Annotated in this window: 11 protein-coding genes and 1 pseudogene; 6 read left to right on the forward strand and 6 right to left on the reverse strand. The window is 39.1% G+C overall.

Annotated features, from left to right (window positions below):
* Window positions 1-45: 45 nt before the first annotated feature.
* On the reverse strand, window positions 46-753 hold the full coding sequence (locus tag IQ247_RS18005) for a tyrosine-type recombinase/integrase (protein WP_193922409.1): 708 nt from the start codon (window positions 751-753) through the stop codon (window positions 46-48).
* Window positions 753-2,429: pseudogene (locus tag IQ247_RS18010) on the reverse strand (Tn3 family transposase); the annotation flags it as partial. The gene IQ247_RS18005 and the pseudogene IQ247_RS18010, both read right to left, overlap by 1 nt.
* Before the next feature lie 49 nt (window positions 2,430-2,478).
* Here IQ247_RS18010 and IQ247_RS18015 point away from each other — a divergent pair.
* The 3 genes from IQ247_RS18015 to IQ247_RS18025 all read left to right on the forward strand — a co-directional run bounded on the left by IQ247_RS18015 (window position 2,479) and on the right by IQ247_RS18025 (window position 5,565).
* Complete coding sequence (locus IQ247_RS18015) at window positions 2,479-4,398, forward strand: NACHT domain-containing protein (RefSeq protein ID WP_193922411.1); 1,920 nt, start codon at window positions 2,479-2,481, stop codon at window positions 4,396-4,398.
* A gap of 457 nt (window positions 4,399-4,855) precedes the next feature.
* Complete coding sequence (locus IQ247_RS18020) at window positions 4,856-5,242, forward strand: element excision factor XisH family protein (RefSeq protein ID WP_193922413.1); 387 nt, start codon at window positions 4,856-4,858, stop codon at window positions 5,240-5,242.
* Entirely contained in the window at window positions 5,230-5,565 is a 336-nt protein-coding gene (locus tag IQ247_RS18025) for a XisI protein (RefSeq protein ID WP_193922415.1), read from the forward strand. The genes IQ247_RS18020 and IQ247_RS18025 overlap by 13 nt, the downstream gene beginning before the upstream one ends.
* Before the next feature lie 128 nt (window positions 5,566-5,693).
* Here the strand turns inward: IQ247_RS18025 and IQ247_RS18030 are convergent, their stop codons facing one another.
* Both IQ247_RS18030 and IQ247_RS18035 read right to left on the reverse strand, forming a co-directional pair.
* Entirely contained in the window at window positions 5,694-10,265 is a 4,572-nt protein-coding gene (locus tag IQ247_RS18030) for an NACHT domain-containing protein (RefSeq protein WP_193922417.1), read from the reverse strand.
* A gap of 259 nt (window positions 10,266-10,524) precedes the next feature.
* Window positions 10,525-10,911, reverse strand: coding sequence for a CU044_2847 family protein (locus IQ247_RS18035; protein WP_193922419.1), 387 nt, complete (start codon window positions 10,909-10,911; stop codon window positions 10,525-10,527).
* A gap of 178 nt (window positions 10,912-11,089) precedes the next feature.
* Between IQ247_RS18035 and IQ247_RS18040 the strand changes: the two genes are divergently transcribed.
* The 3 genes from IQ247_RS18040 to IQ247_RS33415 all read left to right on the forward strand — a co-directional run bounded on the left by IQ247_RS18040 (window position 11,090) and on the right by IQ247_RS33415 (window position 13,583).
* Window positions 11,090-12,529 carry a pentapeptide repeat-containing protein gene (locus IQ247_RS18040; RefSeq protein WP_193922421.1) on the forward strand — a complete coding sequence of 480 codons (1,440 nt, stop codon included), beginning with the start codon at window positions 11,090-11,092 and terminating at the stop codon, window positions 12,527-12,529.
* Window positions 12,530-12,979: 450 nt separating this feature from the next.
* Window positions 12,980-13,231 (forward strand): type II toxin-antitoxin system RelN family antitoxin, encoded by a 252-nt coding sequence (locus IQ247_RS18045; protein WP_193922423.1) that lies wholly within the window; start codon window positions 12,980-12,982, stop codon window positions 13,229-13,231.
* A gap of 124 nt (window positions 13,232-13,355) precedes the next feature.
* Entirely contained in the window at window positions 13,356-13,583 is a 228-nt protein-coding gene (locus tag IQ247_RS33415; RefSeq protein WP_322745523.1) for a type II toxin-antitoxin system RelE/ParE family toxin, read from the forward strand.
* Window positions 13,584-13,779: 196 nt separating this feature from the next.
* Here IQ247_RS33415 and drmB read toward each other — a convergent pair whose 3' ends face one another.
* Both drmB and drmA read right to left on the reverse strand, forming a co-directional pair.
* Window positions 13,780-15,663, reverse strand: a complete 1,884-nt coding sequence (gene drmB / locus IQ247_RS18055) for an MrfA Zn-binding domain-containing protein (RefSeq protein ID WP_193922425.1) — start codon at window positions 15,661-15,663, stop codon at window positions 13,780-13,782.
* A gap of 17 nt (window positions 15,664-15,680) precedes the next feature.
* Window positions 15,681-19,703 carry a DISARM system helicase DrmA gene (gene drmA, locus IQ247_RS18060; RefSeq protein WP_193922427.1) on the reverse strand — a complete coding sequence of 1,341 codons (4,023 nt, stop codon included), beginning with the start codon at window positions 19,701-19,703 and terminating at the stop codon, window positions 15,681-15,683.
* Between the last annotated feature and the right edge of the window lie 33 nt (window positions 19,704-19,736).

Raw genomic sequence — 19,736 nt, forward strand, 5'->3', positions numbered from 1 at the left:
ATGCTAGAGAAGCTGTCACGAAGTGCCAACGCCTCTGAAATCCCTTCACACAGGGAATTTCACCATCACTTGGTCATAGATTTCTTGAGCTTCCCCAATGCTCAACCTTGAATATACTTCTAAGGATTGCCGGGAAGAATGCCCCGAATACGGCTGGATTAACGCATCATCAATCCCTTGTTTTTTCAACCAAGTCAGCAGAAAGTGGCGCAATTGGTGGGGTGAGATGGGCTTACTTAGCCCCGCTTCTTCTGCGTACTTCGCCAAAATCTTTCTAATTCCTCGGTCGCTATACTTGCGTTTCCAGTTAGACTCAAACAGGTAGGTGGCTTGTTGTTGAACCATCCGGTCAACGTGCATTGCTAAAACTTCTTTAAATGGAACCGGGAAAGGAACAATTCTATCTTTACCTCCCTTACCCGAATTAATCCGAATTTGACAGCGCTTAAAATCTACATCATCTAACCGCATATTTACTAGTTCGCTGACTCGTACTCCCGTGTAAAGTAGAGTTTTGATAATCACCATATCCTGTACGTTCCGGGTTTTCCAAACCGCTTCATAGTAGCGTTTAATTTCCTCTTCGGTTGGTACGTATGGTAATTTTTTAGTCTTAGTTGATACTTCTACTTCCAGTTCTTGACGCAGATGTTTAAAAATACTTTTTAGATAGTTATAATCCGGTCTTTCGCCACGCAAATATTTCGCCAATTCTTTGGCTTTCTTCTTGGCTGGTGTACGTTGGAAATTCATCACACTACCTCCAGTTTGCGGTCAATTTTTAATCGCTTGCTCAGGTCTAGCTGAAAAGTTCCGTAGGGATTGACATGACCGTAAATTAACGGTGTCAGCGCTCGTTGGTCATTGATATTTAATTTTTTAGACCAAGCTGGTTCGGAAAGAACCTCTTGCAACATTGCATACTTAATCATTTGGTCGTACTGTTGGCGAATCAACTCCCAGTTGATGGGACGAGTCAAAACCAGTTGTAGATGGGGGTAAGCACTTGGATTACCAGTTTCTGGACGATACAGTTTCTGCCGGTGAATTCCCTTAAGACGAGGCATTAACTGAAAACCAAGCAAATGACAGAAAGCGAATGCCACTTCACTTTGTCCGTGACTGTCCACAAAGTTCTTTTTCACCGTCATTTCTGTATCGTGGCGCAGCACTCCTTCAATCATGGCAGCGACTTCAGAGGAGGAGCAGGTTTTAAGTTGGGAGTAGATACAGGTTGATTTCTTCTCAACGTGCCAGTAAATCATGACTCCCCGTCCACCATAACGGATATGCCATTCCGTCATCAGATTTTGATCCCAAGCTCCAAACTTTTTGGAGTCACTTGCACAAGTAGTAGTCCCTTCTCCCCAAACTTCAGTTAAACGTGCTGTGAAAATCGCATTTACAACTTTGGTTATGGCATTCCTTAATTGCTCTTTGTTAATAAATCGGCGCTTGATATAGCGTAAGTCATAAAAGTTAATACCGTCCGTACCATCACTCACCCGCTTTAGTCCCGTATTGGTTCCCAAACCGTATAAGCACAGCAACAAGCGTTTTTGTATGGTTTCGTAATCTAAAGCTTCCCGTGATGCGACACTTTTGAAGCATTCTGTAAATCCAATACGTAAATCAACTTCTTTCAAAATGTCCAACAAACTGGTCATTGGCCATCGGCGAATGAGTTCTGTTTTCAATCGCAGAATATTCACGGGTTCCGGTTGTTTGTCCAAAGGAGAAAGACAAATCCAACCGTTATTTTTAGTCAAAATTTTAACTGATGGGTTTTTGGGCAATCCATCATTTAAGGTAGCAAGAGATTCCATCATCCCTTGTTTTAGAGGTACGATGAACTCTTCAATTGATAACGGCTGCTTTAATGCTTGGTAGTAAGTTTCCCGTTGCTGTTCAAAATCACTAGGTAAATCTTCATCAGGATTACGGTAGCGGTTAGCTCCCACAACCCAGATTTCTTTGCAGCGCAATCGGTCTCTCAGGACTTGAAGAACGCTAATTTCATAATTAATGCGATTGATGCGTTCGTTACCGTCTGGGTCTTTCTCCAAGAGAATCTCCCGCCAACCGCTTTTGAGTACCCCTTCAATTGGCACTTCGTCTTCTGGTGAATAGTACCTTTGTTTGCTATCGGCATATTTTTTCAGCAGTTCTAAAGCCTGAATCACCGGACGGTGGACATCATTATTAGAACGGAACTCTAGAACAGCAAGCAATTTTGGGACTATGCGTCGGTAGTGGCGGCTGTAGGAAGAACGAATTACCGTGTGTACTTTTTCACGGTAGGCAGTGCCGTTGGCTTTAAATTCTTTGACTAAATCTTTTAGGGTTTGTTCGCTAACTACTGGGTAAATGACTTCTTTGACTGTCCCAGAAGGTTGTTCAAGACTGGCATCGGCGATACGGTAAAGTACTTCCCTTGAGAATGTTCAAATGGCGGGAATAGCAGGACGTGACCAGAAGGTGACTCAAACTCAAATAAACGGTCAGGTTATTTCTGTGACGGTGTATGACTCCATTCGTGTAGATGGACTGGGTACAGATCATGTTAATCAGGTAGAAAATATTAATTCTTCAAAGCGGGAATATAAATGGCGTAAATGTTTGCTCAGAAGAGTTGAGGTTTATTGGATTGAAGAACATTTAAAAACACTGCTTCATAGAAAAGTTTTGATTGAACTTGGACTGGAAAAGCGATTCGATCTCGTACAGCGTCCTTTCAGCCATGTAAGGGAGGAGTCTCTTAAAAAATCCGGAGAACCTTTACCTGAAGGCACAAGAGTAATTGATTTCTTCAACCAAATGGGTGAGGGGCGAACTTTACTAATTCTAGGAGAGCCTGGGTCTGGGAAAACTACAACTCTCGTCAAATTAGCACAGAGTCTAATTGCTCGAATTGAGAAAGATCCAACTTTGCCTATTCCGGTAGTATTTGATTTATCTTTGTGGGCAAATAAACGAGAAACAATTGCAAAATGGCTGGTTGAAGTACTCTTTGATGAATATGGTATTACTGATAAGTCTATTTGTGAAAAATGGATTAAAGAGGAACAATTAATACTGCTTCTAGATGGGCTTGATGAGGTAAAAGCGGAGCATCGTAATAATTGCCTTCTAGCTTTGAATCAATTTATTCAATCACATGGCATGACAGAGATAGTCGTATGTTGTCGTATCCAAGAATATCAAGCTATCTCCAACTATTTAAAACTCCAAGACGCAATTTGCATTAAAACTTTGACTGCCGAGCAAATTTACGAATACCTCGAACAGTTTGGCGAACAATTGGTTGCTTTGAAAACTTTGCTTCAACAAGATATCGAACTGCTGGAATTTGCAAAATCGCCTTTGATTTTGAGCGTGATGAGTTTGGTATACCAGGGTTGTTTACTAGAAGATTTACCTCAGCCAGCTTCTTTACGAGAAAACTTCCATCAAAAGTTGTTTGATGCTTATATTGAGAAAATGTTTGAGCGCCGACGCTCTTCAAGTCAACAATACAAGAAGTCACAAGCAAAATATTGGTTGGCTTGGTTGGCTTCTAAGATGGTTGAGGAGTCACAGACAAAATTTGTGATTGAGGGAATAAAACCTGAATGGCTAAACTTTCGGCAGTATGTACTATATGGCATTAGCACTAGTTTAATTACTGGCTTTAGTAGGTTACCCGTAGCATTATTTATTACAGGATTGTTCTTTGGAATGATTATGTTGTCATTGGACAATCATGATTATTTAAAGCAAAATATACATCATTTTGTTAAAATATACTTAGCCACAGCGTTAATTTTATCAATACTCTTTGAATATTTTACATTAAGGGATATAAAGTTTATTGAAACACTTCAATGGTCATGGATTAATGTAAAGGAACATATAAAGTGGTTGCTCCAGTTACTATTTAATAGTGAACATACTCGGCTTAAGAGTTACACTACGGGTTGTTTGAATATCTTCATATTCGGACCAATAATTTTTCCATTATGGGTCTTAATTATAGTATTTGGTATTCCAACTAGTTCGATAATTATTCCAGAACCCGAAAAAGAGAAAATAGTTCCAAATCAAAGCGTGTGGAAGTCACTTAAAAATTCTATAATTGGTGTTTTGATTGGCGTTCTAATTGGTGGATTAATTGTCGAAGCATTCTATTGGTGGATTTATTTCATAACGCCTGCTTTTGACCCAGAGTTTGATTTTAATTTTTATAATCTGAAAATTGTACAAACTATCAAGTACCTTTTCATTGGATTGAGTGGACTGATTGGTTGGGTATCTTACGGTGGTCGAACCTGCATACAACACTTTTACTTGCGCCTCATTCTTACCTTAAAAGGTTATACACCTTGGAATTATGCCCGCTTCCTCAAATATGCTCAGTAGCATATCTTTATGCAAAAACAAGGTGGTAGCTATAGGTTTATCCATAGGATGTTAATGGAGCATTTTGCTCAAATGGAGTTGGAACGAAAGCAGAATCGATAACCCTATAGCAAATTTTATGACTTAGCAATGCTGAAATCTCCTCTATGGAAGGTTTTCAGGAACAGTGGCACTTCATGACAGCTTCTCTAGCATTACCCCAATAAATCACGCTTCAACATTATCTTTTCGTTTTTTAGTCCTATGCTCACTTAGCTAAAACCCTCATTATTACGTTTAACTACTCCTATGCTCACTTTCATTTAAGTTGCTTGTGTGTAGTATAGCTGCACAGTACCTACGGTGAGCGCCTGTCGCTAATAGTGTTCTACTTGTACATCTGGCTGTAGTGTAAAATTGTAATACTCCCTTCGGAAGTTAGAAGTTATGTCAGCAAAAGATAAATTTCACGACCCACATGAGATTAGCTTTGGAAAAGGATGGGTGGAATATTACAAATGACCCCCTATATATTAACTTTGGTCAAGTTCAGATGCGTATCGATTTGGGAGCAGAAAAGTTAATTGCAGCTGAAAAGGAAGGAGAAAAAATCGCTGTTGAAATAAAAAGTTTTCTAAATCCATCAGCTATCACTGATTTTCATGCGGCTCTGGGACAATTCCTTAACTACCGCACTGCTCTTCGGGCAAAAGAACCAGAACGTAAGCTATATTTAGCTGTTGATATAGAAACCTATAATGATTTTTTTAAGCTTCCATTTCTACAGCTTCAAATTCAAGAATTTCAATTAAAACTAGTAGTTTACGATACTGAAATAGAGGAAGTAGTAAGATGGATAAGTTAGAAAAATATAGAGAATATGTTCAGCAACTTTTGGTAAAGTATGGTAGCTATAAACCTTCATACGGAGATGTAGAGGTAGAACAGATATTTGATACTGTACGCGACCATTATCAACTTGTTAATGTAGGCTGGGAAAATAAACATCGTGTTTATGGTTGTTCAATACACATAGATATCAAAAATGAAAAAATTTGGATTCAGTGGAATGGAACAGAAATAAATATTGCTGAAGAACTAGTTTCGATGGGGATTCCCAAACAAGATATTGTAATAGGATTTCATTCACCATTAAAAAGGCAATTTACAGATTTTGCTATGGGTTAGCAAGCGATTAATTAAAAGTGCTGGAAAAGTCTTTTTATATGCAAACGCTTATTTCTCAATAAGAAAATTACGACCTAACATATATTGACACCACATTTTGAGTAATATTCCGTCAATTTTATATTCAACTATCTTTCAAATTCCTGTAACGCTTTGTTTAGTCCGTAAACTCCTGTTTGGGCTATACAATCAACTATATCTAGACAGCGCGATAGCGAAGCGCTGCTGCAAGCAGATCGCAATTTTTTATCTTTGCTTTGGCTATAAACTCGAATCAATAATTTGCTGATTTTATCAGCATAAGGAATATGACTAGCGTCACTACGATTATCTGATTTAGAAATCCTGACTATTTTTTCACAAATAGAACAGGTAATATCTGGAAGTTTCGCCGTTGTTTTGTCAAGAGCATGAATTAAATCGCGATAATTAGTTGCAAATGCACTACTTTCAACAAAATCTTCAACTAATTGGCGATAAATTCCTAATTCATCTCTCTCAAACTGGAAAAAACATCTAGCAGCTTCTGCACGAACTTTTTCATCTACATCATTAAATAGCTGAGTTAATTTATTCTCACAAAATTGACGAAAATGTGCAGATTTTAAATTATCTACAAAGACTGTGGTGGCTGAAATACGATGCTGCTCTGTGCTAGAAAGGCAATTTTCTGCTAATGGATAAGCTTCTTCTATTACTAAAGATGCTCTACAAACTTGCTGAGTAACAACTTTTATTACTTCAGGTAAATTAGAAGTAATCATTCGCTCTAATATTGGCATCAATACTTGAAAATATTTTGGTAAAACATAATATAAAAATCTTTCCACAGTTGGTGTACCTAAAATATCATCTTCTGTTTGGCAAAGTTTTATAAAAAGACTAACAGCCAAATCATGATCATAATTCAATACAGCCGTTAAAGCTTCAGCTGCACAGCACTTAACACTAATGGAAGGGTCTTGGATTATTTGCTCTAAGTATCGCTGAAAGTAAACAGTACGGCTTTTATCGGCAAAAATAAGTTTTGCGATCGCGCTGACAGCAGCACCCCTTGTTGAGTTAATTCCGAAGCTGACTATATTGCCACTATTATTTGTACGCCAAGATTCTTCCTGTGGATTCGGGTCATTTAATGCATACCAAATCAAAATTTCAAAAGCTTCTTCACTCCATTGTAATTTTGATAGCTTGTTAAATAACCATGCAATCGAACGACCGCAGGGACGATTAGGTAATTGGTGGCAACGTTGACATACTTGGAGTGCGGTTTCAACATCTGTACTAACTTCAGCAATACCAGTTAGAATCGCATCAAAGTATGATGAATTAGCATTGTCTGGAATTTTCCATATTAAAGATGCAAAACGTAATGGTTGTTTTTTAACTTGATTTTCTAAATTACTTGATAGTTGATGCGCTCCTCCTATCAGTTTACCAGTACGTTGAAATAATGTACCCAAATCACCATAATCATAGTGAGCAATAGCTTGTAACCATTGCTTATCACTCATTTTGTCTGCTGCATCTTTAGGTATTGGAGATTTAACAAGTGAAGCTTCAAGCGAATCTGGCGGTTCGTTTTCTTGTAATATTTCGATTCCCTTAGTATCAGGAAATTTACGTCGCCATTCTTGCAATCTACGAGTAGCTAATTCTGAACGTCTAGAAGAATCAATAGCTTCCAACAAAAGAAGTTGTGCTTCACCTCGACATATAAAGCCTTTCGCAGTTTTTTCAAACTCAGTGTAATAATTAAGAATAATATCTTCGAGCTTAGATAACTTTTCCTCAGAGGAATGGGGAGTAATTGATTTTAATAAAAGTTGGGTTGCCCAATAAGGTTCATTACCAATAACTGCACTTCTACATAAATCTCCTCCCGTTTCTAGTCTGAGAGGTTGCTCGCAAAGATAATCAATAGCTTCGTTCGCAAATTTTTCTCCATTTGCAGTATAAGCACGAACTAATAGATACTGTATTGTTTCAAAATTGGAATAGCGTAAGTGCTGTTCGGTAATCATTGTAAATTCTTCAGGGTCTTGTACAGCTAAATTTGATAAAGCTGCTTCCATATTTTTTAGCAGTAATTTATCAATACCATAGTCATCACCATAAATACGAAACCACCAAACAGCATCTTGCCAAGGTGGATTAACTTGCCGGAAAGCAGTTAAATCCATAACTTGAAGCATGAAAGGCAACACATTTTCAATAAATGCTTGTGGAGCATTACTAGCACTTTCGCTTATTGCTTCCTTGTAATAAGCACTATAAGGAAAAACTCCATACTTTTCTTCAAATGGATTAGGATTTTTAGATTTTAAACTAATATTTAATCGACGATTTAAAAAATGACCTATTGCTTCGCAACTCCATTCTGAATTTTGCTTTGGTAAATTATAGATAAGACTCCAAAAGTCTCGTTGAATGTTTCCATCATCCGTTTGGCTATCTAATATACCTATATCTACTAAACGTAGGAATAAATCAAAAAAACGTCTTCCAGTACCAAATTCTGCAAAACTGGTTAATTTTACAAATCTTTGCAACCACCTTTCCGAATTACCAACAAAAGGTTCCAACAACTCAGCAACTCGATCTGGAAGCTGCTTCTGCATAAAAGAAAGTAGCGTTACCGTTTTGTCAATGTGACTCTCGTTTTCGTCTTGCAGCCACTGTTCAATTATCCCTAGACTATCTAACAACTGAAACCAGTGAATAGAAGTGTTCAAAATAACCCATACTTCCTTGCTGAGAGGGTTTTGAGAACACATCAGTTCTTTGATTATTTCCCATTTTTCTTCTGTGGGATTATCCAATGTTTCTAATAGGGCAATTACTACCTTTTTCAAATGGAATCTAATATCTGAACTATTAAGCAGTTCTCGCAGATTTTGTAGATAACCATCAAAATTTTCCTCTCGTTGATGGATGAGAATTTGCCTAACTTGAGCGCGACGAAACAAATGTTGCTCACTACATCGTAAAAACGTTAATAGTTCTTGACCACGATATGCAAACCGACGGGCAAAAGCATAATCAAAAAAGCTTTCATGGAAAAACGAAATACGTTTATTTTCCCAAGTTAATATATGCTCGGAAGCCATTGCCCTCGCATCATCAGCAAATTCATCAACAACGCTTTCTGGAGCAGATAAACTTTGTTGTTGCTGGCTGCTCATATAGTCACATAAGCGATCGATAACTTGAGTCCATTGAACCGAACAACCGAGACGTTCTCGTAATTTGCCTTGCTTTTTGCTCCAAAACTGGTCGTATAGTTCCTTTGCTGTTTGAAACAATACAGCATCTACAGTAGAATCTTCAGCTATTTCTGCCAACAAGCTCAAATGCAAGGGTATGGATAATAAGTTAAGCTGCTTTTCAGTTAGTCGCGTGGTTTCTAAACCTAATTTGGTAACAACATCTCTGACCGTGGAGTGAGGAAGACGATTAATAGCGATCGCCTTAGCAACACCATTTTTCTCGTCAATCAAACGTTTTAATCTATTATCATTATCCAAATCAAACTTGCGACAAGCTAATAATAAATGGATGTTGGGATGTGCCTGGGCTTGTTTGATAATCTCGAAGATACAATCGAAAAATTGAGGATTGCGACCTGATGCAAAACTCACGGCATCAAGTTGATCGATAACAAGCACACAATCTCGACTTTGGGCGATATTAGCTAAAACTATCGCAGGAGAGCCAGGTAAACCCAACTGTTCCCCTAATTTATCAGGTAGCGGCATTGCTTCCAAGCGATCGACACGAAATGCAAGTACGGGAACACCTTGGTTGTGTAGCTTTTCCAAAACTTGCAACATCACACCGCTTTTGCCAACTCCAGCTTCTCCGACAGCTAAAATGCTTTGTTTCTTTTGGGTGATGAGTTGCTCAAATGCAGCTTGCGCTTCATTACGAGGAATAATATTACCTCCAATAGCCCTTTGCTCGGTTAAAGAAGAAATGTAAATATTATTTGCATTTTCAACCGCAGCTAAAACATGAGGATCTTTTCCCCACTGACGACGACGATAACCTCTTTCCTGTAGTAAATAATGCCAAATATCATGTGCTGTTAGTTCGCAATGAATTTTTTCCAAAGCTAACTCAGCAAGTTCAATTCTGATCGTTTTTGGGTCGCCCTCTACTAAAGCGGCGATACGGTTTTCTACTGTTTCAACTAGAACATCTTCGCCAAATGTTACCACCTTCACACGTTTCAAAGCTTCAAAAGCAGCAATTTCCGAACAATTTTCCCATTTTTTACGCAGTGTGTTGAAATGACCAAATAGCGTCTTATTAAGAAAATCGCGCTCAAATTCCGTCCAAGATGCAGCACCTCTGGCTCTCTGGGCTAACTCTCCCAACTCATCCGCATCTTGAGTAGAAACAAATACACAGATAACTTTAGGATTGCTAAGGCTTTTCCAAAAATCCGATAAAACCTGAACTTGTTTATCCTCCAATGCACTGAGTGTCCAGCGTCCCCGTCCGCTCCTTTGACGCTTAACTTGATGGCACTCCAACTTCTTATTTTTACTAACAAAAAACTCGAAAGCATCCTCACCAGGTTTTTCTAGACGGATAGAAGTAGCTTTCTCATCCATGACATCAATGATACAATGCACAGTCCAACGACCTTCATAGCGGTTGCCGATTTTGTCAGTTTCTCCTCCTGGTAAGGGCATATAATTGCTGTTCTCTCTATCGGGGATGTGATTTGTTCTTATTTATTTCCAAATTTACAACTCAAACTTGATGATATTATGCCGTAATTGAGGAAGGCAATTGCTTTCATGTTCGCATAACGTACTACTTACCCTTGTGCCATTAAACCATTGATTTAAGATTTATGTCCTTGCATTGAAAAAATATAGACGTAAATTAATTTGAATAAACAAGTCTTTCAATCCAATAACATCTCTAAGTATTTCGGAGTAGCGATCGCTATTTATTTTCTTCTTCTTTAGGAAATGAGCATTCGACAGTAATCTTCATGTTGCTTTTCGCTGTACCTTTGGTCACATAGGGTACTCCTGCTTCTCCACCCAGTTCGATACCAAACTCTAAGGTGACTTTATCTACATTGGCATTTGCGATCGGCATTTGTTTAAATGCATTTAAGGTATAAATTGTGTAAGCGCGAATAGTGCTTTGAATTGCTTGGAAATTTTGCACCATTTGCTTGCGGATTGCTTCCGGACTCATTCCCTTTTCATCTAAAGCTTCTTCTTCCTCTTCTTCAGTAAGGACAGGGGGAATATTCACGTCTTCCGATGCTTCGATGTAGATGATTGTGTTGTCATCTAGTTGGATAGGTGTAAGTTTGGTCATGCGATTTTGGAGTTTAGATTGAATTACAGTATTTGGCGTATCGCGCAGAAGACAACAGAAGAATCTACAATTTTTAATTTAAACGGAATTTCAGCAAAATTACTTGGAAATCATGGTAAATATGTTGTAACTGTATAAGTAAAATCATTACTCGAAAAACTAAGTAAGGCTTGCTGCTATGAGTCGAGACGCTTTGGTTGTTGGCATTAATACCTATAGTTACGAGCGTCTGAGTAATTTAACAGCACCAGCTATTGATGCAGAAGCGGTAGCCAAACTATTGGAAAACTACGGTGAGTTTAACGTGAAACGGCTACCTGCGGTTAAGGATAAGGAAAATAATACCAGTCGGGTAGGGCAGAAAACTCAAGTTACTTTAACTCAATTAGAAGCAGCCATAGTTCAATTATTCAAACCTGAAGGCAGAAATATTCCCGACACCGCGCTTCTGTATTTTTCCGGTCATGGGTTGCGGAAAAATCAAGGCATTCAAGAAGGATTTTTAGCCACCAGTGACACAAACCCAGATGTGGGTAACTGGGGTTTGCGGTTGAAATGGTTGCGGGAATTGTTGCAAGAAAGCGAAGTTCGGCAGCAAATTATTTGGCTCGATTGTTGTTACAGTGGGGAATTGCTCAACTTTGCCGAAGCCGATCCAGGAGATAGAGGAAAAGGTCGAGATAGGTGTTTTATTGCCGCTTCACGGGAGTTTGAGCCAGCTTTTGAGGCGATCGGGACAAATCACAGTGTCCTCACCACAGCGCTGCTACAGGCTTTGGAACCGAAAGAGAAACAGGTGACAAACTATACTGTAGTTGATGTCATCGACCAAAATATCGCCAAATTTCCCCAGCGTCCGATATTTAGCAATTCTGGGGGAGTGATAAATCTTATTCGTGGAGTACCAATTATTGAGAATTCTTCATCTCAGCGCAGGAATAATATATATAATGAAGAGATATTAGAAGAATCCAATGAATCAGAGGAAGCAAACTTTGAGGAACCAAAAGGGTTCAATTCATCTACTGATGATTTCTATAGATTTCTTAGGGAAAACTCTTCGATTTCTCCAGAGGAAAGTAAGCTTTTTTTGTCAACTTTAATTATTATTGTTATCTTAGTTAGTTTTGCTTCTTGTATTGGAAATGTTTTTGTAGAATCGAGACGCGAAGATATGAAAGAAAATTTGATATCTGCTCATAGACTAGGTAATAATGAACTAGTAAAACAAATGATAATAAAAATATTTAATGAAAATCCAAGTACTAGCAACATGGAAAAAATAGACTTAGCTAAAATAGATTTAAGTGGTGCAAATATTAGTGATACAAACCTTGTAAATTTCAATTTTTCTGATGCCTACCTTATAGGTACTAATTTCAGTAACACTAATCTTCGCAATGCTAATTTAAAAAATGCGAATCTCCGAAATGCCGACCTTAAAAATGCCAACCTTGAAGATGCGAATCTTGATGGAACTAATTTAACTGGAGCTAATATTGAAAATGCAATCCTTACTGGTTACAACAATTTGAAACCAGAGCAAGTAACATCTGCTAGGGGTTGGAAAATGGCAAAATATAATGAAGAGATGAGGGAAAAATTGGGACTGAAATAGCAAAACATAATTATTTTAAAAATTTACAGTTTTCTCTTACACACTTAAGCTAGCAAATTTCTCGATGCGAAGGAATCAACTGTAACCTATAACTGTTCAAAATTTGACAGATTTACCTACCATCCAGCTGTTGTTAACGCATTTGGTGTATTAATTGGAATTGTATGCGAACCCACCACATTATGTATCCGTTTATCCAGTTGAATCTTCCCATGCCGACACCAGAGAGTTGATGCTGTGCGTACTGAAATTGAACCATTTTTTTTGACGATAGCATAAGAAAATGTTCTACTCAAACCATCAGTGTTTAGCGACACAGAGGAAGTCTAAGGCTACGTCAACGACCACCGCGTCTTAGGGTTTGTGGAGTTATGCGATTGCGGTTGAGGGTTTTTTGGGAGTGCGATCGCTTGCGCCAAATGCTAGGATATTCAACAAAAAGGTAAAAAAATGAAAGCGATCGAAGTTACTGGCAAAATTGACCAATATGGAAACCTACTTTTGGATGAACCGATTCAAGGAACAACTTATCCCCATCAGGTGCGGGTGATTGTGTTGGTTCCAGAAGACACAGAAGATATTGACCCCGATGATACACCAGTTGAGGAGATTAAAGCTAGCTTGAAAAGAGCTTTACACCAAGCGAAAACAGGTCAAACTAGACCTATTAGTGAGTTATGGGACAGGATTGATGCAGAATAATCATGCAGTTTATATTCGCTTTTCCCATGAGTTTGAAGAGGAGCTTTACAGACTTTCTAAGAGATTCCGCAATATTCGCTCTGATGTTCAACCGCTTACCCCGCAGTTACAATAAGGAAATATTTTGGGAGATAGAATTGGGGGTATTGGTGAAGAGTATGTGGTTTATAAGGTAAGGATTCGCAACAGTAATATCCAAAAAGGTAAAAGTGCTGGATATCGATTAATGTATCAAGTTGAGTCACTTACAAGTATTTTATTATTAACAATTTATTCCAAATCCGACCGAGAAGATATTACTGCCAATGAAATTATAGATATTTTAGCTAATTTTGATAGAGAGGAAAGTTGAAGAACTTGATGCAAATTCGTTGTTCCCATCTTCTTTTTCTGTAATCTTCATTCTACTCTCCAGTATTTATCTATCTTGCTAGTTTTATATACAGTAATTACAAATTAATCCTAATTATAAAAGAGTAAATTTATAACTGTAGATGGAAGCTGGTTGGCACAGTCGTAAATTTGCGCTAGCAGCGATGCAGGTAGATTCATGATTCATCATCGAAAAATGCCAGTTTAGCAAATTGTACGGTTGGAAGTAATACAGAACGGTCTAAGTATTTATTACCGCGCTCGCAAGATGTTTCGGGGCTAAATAAGCAAGCGTGACAAGCTGCCCAATGCAGAGATGTATTACCTTGGAAGGGTGTATGTTCGGCGCATAAGGGGTCGGAAGCACACAAGCCCATTTGTTCTAAAGCTTGGTCGATATGATGTCCTAAAGTTAACGGCTCTCCCAAGCTGACTAATCCCCCTAAAGTACCTTCGCTGTCGGGAGCGGCAGTGTAAATTAATACTCCCGCCATTGTTTCACCTTCTTCTTCTGGTCGTTTGGAATAAATTCTTTCTTTAAGACTAGCTGCATTGTAACCGCATTCGATAGCCATTTGCCGCATCAATGCATGAGCGAAGGAATGAAGTAAAATGTAGCGAACACTGGGAAATCTGACTTGTTCGGGATCGAGGGAACGAAGTTTACACCAACTGTTATGAGCTTGAATTGCTTGATTTTCGTAAGCTTTTAGTTGAGTGTCTTTTTCCCAGTGGTGGAGTTTACTTTCTTTGAATTGAATAAAAATTCCTTCTCCTTTAACTTCATTTGCTGGAACCCATTTAGGTTTATTCCGACACAGAGGAACTTGATGTTCGTTGAGAATTTCTCCAGCATCAATGAAATCACCGGGGGATTGAATTCGGGTAAATCCGATCAGAGCGCGGACTTCTCGCAGTCTTTGAGCGAGGACTACTTTTTCGATATACTTGGAATAACCCGTTGGTGGTGAAACGGTTTTTAATTGGAAGTCGGGAGTATTAAGACGGGGGTTAGCGTTGGAAAAAACTGACCATTCTGGGGTTTTTAAATCTCTAATAGCTGATTCGTCTGTATTTTCTGGCTGATGTTGTTTATTTTCGATTATTTGCCAAACTTTTTCGATGGAATGCTTTGATAATTCTTGTAATAATTCTGGAAATTGATTTGTAGCTTGAAAAACTTGAATCAAGGTTTCTAAAGTAGCTTGATTGGGTGCTTTCCCCAAAGAAGTCCAATATTTTTCGACTGTTTGTACTAACTGATTGGAAGTGGTAGGTATTGATAAAGCCGATAAAGTGATGGGAAACCAACTATTTGATGCTCCGAGCAAAATAGTTTTCATTTGTTTTTCGCACTCGTCATCAAAATTGCGTAAATGGGGATTACGAGCGCGACACCTGGGCATATTTTTCTTGCCTTCCTCACCAAAAGCATCCGATAATCGACGACGAGCATCACAGCGATCGCACTTTACCTCAATATCTGTAGGAGAACCGGAAACACCCAATTCTTCTAACCGCAACCTTGGATTACAGCTAGTATCTCCCCTATGAACGAAATAAACCCAAGGAAAATCATCTAAATGTCCTTTTTCGCAAGATACTAGAAATTTTGCAGGAATTACTGTAGGCTCGTGTTTAGCTTTGGGACATTGTTTGTGAACGTAACGGGTTTGATCTGGTCTATAAGCATTTTCTTTAAGTTGAAAAAAACCAGATTGTAAAGGAGCGAGTAACCGACATTTAGGACATACCATCCATCCCGGAAAAGGAGCTACCGGAATTCCGATTCTGTTATCCTCATTAAAAGGACTTGATTGACTTACTTCCTCTTCCGGTACAGGTGGAGCAAGTAATTGTTTAACCTGAAATCCCAACTCCTTACGAACAGCAGCTAATAAACGTTCTTCGCCTAATTCCTTCGTACCATTAACACTCCAATCATCCAACCCCATCACCATAGCGGAAAGATTGGGTAAATCCAAAACCGCACCCACTCCAAAGGAAAATAATATTTGGCTTGGTCTAAGTTCGCCGACTCTATACTTATAATTTGACATAGTTTGTAGTAAGGGATTTATCCCTTATTATGATCATTTTGAGGGATAAATCCCTCACTACTAGCAGCCATCGGTTGCGGTACGCGACTAAAATCATCATCGGGGGTACAGTCGTGTAATATCAAACCTACTGTTGGTTCGACGTTACGTAAAGAATTTAAACAAGTAAAATCTTGCCAGTCTTGCTGTCCTGCCGATCGCAATAATTCAACAGTCACTCCATCGCGTTTCCCCGATTTGTACTTTAAAATACCACCACCTTGAATATTTTCCGCTTGGCTTAACCAAGTATCTATTTTTGATTCGAGCGCTTGTTTTACTAGTTTCTGGGTTTGATTATCTGCGATTAATCCAGCACGTTTACATATCGCGTCAACGGCAGCTTTAATATAAGGATGATTGCGTTCGATGCGTCCGGGTTGTTCGTTGCCGTTGAATTCGTTACCCGCTAATCGAATCATGGATACTAATAATGCAGCTAAACCTCTGTCGATCGCACGGGATGCAAATGGTGTTAAGGATAATGCTTCGACGTGCTGGTAGAATGTGGCGTGGTAATGTTGAAAGCGTTCGTAATGTGATAAGTCTCTGGGACGCGCCCAATTATACACGGTAATTACTAAGCCGGGATAGCTACGACCGACGCGACTGGTGGCTTGGATGTATTCTGCGGTGTTTTTGGGTTGTCCGGTAACTGCCATGATTCCCAAGCGTTTTACGTCTACTCCGACGGATATCATGTTGGTTGCGAGTAAAACTGCTAAGGGTTCGTATTGGTCTACTTTTTGTTTGGCTCTGCGTTTGGCTTTGATTTCTGCTTCTTGTTTGGGGTCGAAGGATGTTTCTAATTTATCTAAAACTATAGGTATATCTGTGGAGTCTTTACGGGATGTGAGTTCTTCTAAATCAACTCGCAATCTTTTCGCAAGTCCCCGACGATCCATTTTTGCTAAACGGGTGCGAATATCATCTTCGACTAATCTTCGCATTCCTCCGAGTTCGCGCATGGAGTTAAAATAACCTACTAAGGTCATCCACGGGTCAACATCAGTTCCATATTGTTCGTATAAGGATTGAGAAGCTGCGAGGATGGCTACATAAACTCGAATTAATACTGCTTTTAATCTCCTTCCGGTAGCGCAGATTCCTAAATAACGTCTTCCGGGATTTTCGGGGCTGGGGGTGCGTTGACGAGAGAAAAAGTTATCGGAAACGTCTAATCCTTGGGGTGGGAATACTTGGACTTTGCGTAAAAATAAGTTGTATACCTGGGATGATGCTTGACGAATCGTTGCTGTGGAAGCGATTACTTTGGGACGTACTTTTTTACCGTTTACTTCCCAAGAAGCAAGTTCGTCTACAGCTGTTTCATAAAGTCCGACTAATGTACCCAAGGGACCACTAATTAAGTGTAATTCGTCTTGGATAATTAAATCGGGTGGTCTGAGTAAATTTGAAGGTACCGTTTTAGCTGCTGGTAAATCTCTAAGTTTACGATGGGTATCCGTATCTTCGATATCCGGAGAACGAAAACCGTGGCGATCGCAATATCCATTCACTTTACCAAATAGCATTTGCACTTCACCTTTCCACGGCATTTGTGCAAATTTATCGACGGTGGCAATTAATAATGTCGGTAAGCGACGATATATTTCTTCGTCTACGACTAAGATTGGTAATCCTTCGTCTTTGGATTGCTTTTTGGTAAATAAACAGCGTCCTAAACTATCACCACAATAAACTAAAGTGCGTCCCCTACCTTTACTAACGGTTTCGACTTCGATATTTTTACCGGGGTCAATTTTAGTCCCGCACCAAGGACAATTAGTCAGTTGATGGGGTGAACCGCTACCGCTATGCTGATATTGTCCCCGCGCTTTTTTACTGAATTCTTCGCTTTGCTCGGTATGATTGGGAGTTGTACGTTGTCCTACCCATAAACCGATGCGAAAAGGTTCTTTACCCCATTGCGGCTGTTCCCGACGGATAGATTCGCAAGCACAAATTAAGGTTGTAGCCCGTTGAAATTGCTGTAAGGTCAAAAGTCGTAAAGTATAGCGCATCAGCACCGCAACGCCCGATTCACCGTTACGTCCACCGATGTTTGGTTGCAGTCGTCGCAGTGCTATAGTGTATGCCGTCAATCCTAAATAAGCTTCGGTTTTACCACCACCTGTGAGGAACCATAATAAATCTGCTACTGCATCGGTTTCGTGACTTCTATCGGGATGATGTAAATCGGTACTGCTGGGTAAGTTGAGTAAGATAAACGCTAATTGGAAGGGATACCAGGTAGGATTGGGAATTTGATCTAATTCTGGTTGTTTCCCCTGTCTTACTTGTTCCGAGTAAATTGAACGCAAGCGTTGTAAATACATGGCTTTGTTCATAAATCGGAATGCTTCAGCTGCTTTTTCGTTGGTTTCTAGCAGTTGTAAACCCGATTGAATTCGTTTTAAAGCGCGATCGCAATTATTTATCGCAGTATTTGCGGTGTCTTGGTAATCTGTCAATCCTTCTTTGGGGTCAGATATCCGCTTTGATTGGGTTTGAATCCAGGTTTCGTAAGCTGTAATTAACGGATTGAGTTTGGTTGTTAAGTCGGTGGTTTGAGAAAGTTCTTGCATATCCAAAACCAAACCTGATAATTCCGGTATTTCGTCAGCTTGAGGAGGTGTGGATTTGGGAACTTCGTATACAGGAACAACAGAAGTAGATAATTTTACAGCTTTTTCTGTAGTTTCCGCAGCAGTTTCAGCACTTACGCTTACACCATGTCCGATCGCAAATTCTACCTGTTTGCGGTACAGCATAGCCATTGCTTTTTCTTCGGCTGCAATTACCGGATCTAATTTACTGGATGCTCTTTGATGTCCCCGTTTGAGGAAAATATCGGTATGTTGTGAATCTGCTGAAACAACGCTTAATTCCGGTTGAAACAACCAAGCTCTATCTCTTAATTTATCAAGTTCCTTTTGTGCGTTGATTAAAAATAAACTAACAATCCAATCTTGATTACTTTGTTTTTTTATACGTCCTAATACGATAACATCGGGAAAATCTTGATTAACTACCCATTTATTAATTTCACCTTCCTTTAAAGGTATGGGAGAGGAAGTTTCCAGAATTTGATGACGTTTCCAAACAGTTTTCGGTTGACTATTATCGAACGGTGTTATTTCGCTTTTAGTCCGTTCGTATTGTCCCCAACCAGCAGTTACCTGTAAAGCTGTAGCTGTATTGCTGACACAAAAAGTCATGCCAAAAGAAGAAGGAAACATGGTTTCATTAGAGACAGTATTAGATTCCGTCGTTCCTTCCTCAGTATTACCCGAACCCGCAACAGCTAATTCATCCTGTTGTTCCAAACTTACTTGCTGTCGCTGGGGTGCAAGCAATCCGACTAAATAGCGATCGCGCACGCTTGCTTCATTAATTTCTTCATTTTCACCACCAGCGGGACCTAGTAAATCTGCTAGTATTGCTTGTTCTAGTTTTGCTCGGATTTCGTAGGGGGAGGGTACTTGTAATTGAGTATCTGATTCTTTTTTGTCAAATTCATCCGTTATATTATTTTCATCCGTTGCCAAATTTTCATCCGTTATATTATTTTCATCCGTTATATTCTTTTCATCCGTTGCCAAATCTTCATCCGTTACATTATTCTCATCCGTTGCAAAATCTTCTTCGGTTTCGGATGGGGGATGAGGGATAAATCCCTCACTACGAACAAGGGCAATTTTATTATTTTGTTTTTGTTTTGATTGGGATTTTGAAGTTGATTTTTTAGACTTTTTATTTTTATTATCAAAATAACGAATTATATCGTTAGCAATATTTTCGGCAATTTCTTCCTCTACTCCCAAGCTATCAGCGTCTTTATCTAAATCAAGCTGGTTTAAAAGGATATTCAGTTGGGATTCGGGAGCAGAAATAACAGCACTCCAATCTAATTGAGCCGTACCTTGACGCAATTGTTTATTTAATTCTTCTAAGTTCAATTTCCCAGGAAGTATTGTTGGGAGAGTGATTGTTTGCATAATTTTTAATGAGAGGGGGAAGAGGGGGAAGAG

This window comes from Plectonema cf. radiosum LEGE 06105, assembly GCF_015207665.1.
In the GTDB taxonomy this organism is placed as follows: Bacteria; Cyanobacteriota; Cyanobacteriia; order Cyanobacteriales; family Nostocaceae; genus Rivularia; species Rivularia radiosa_A.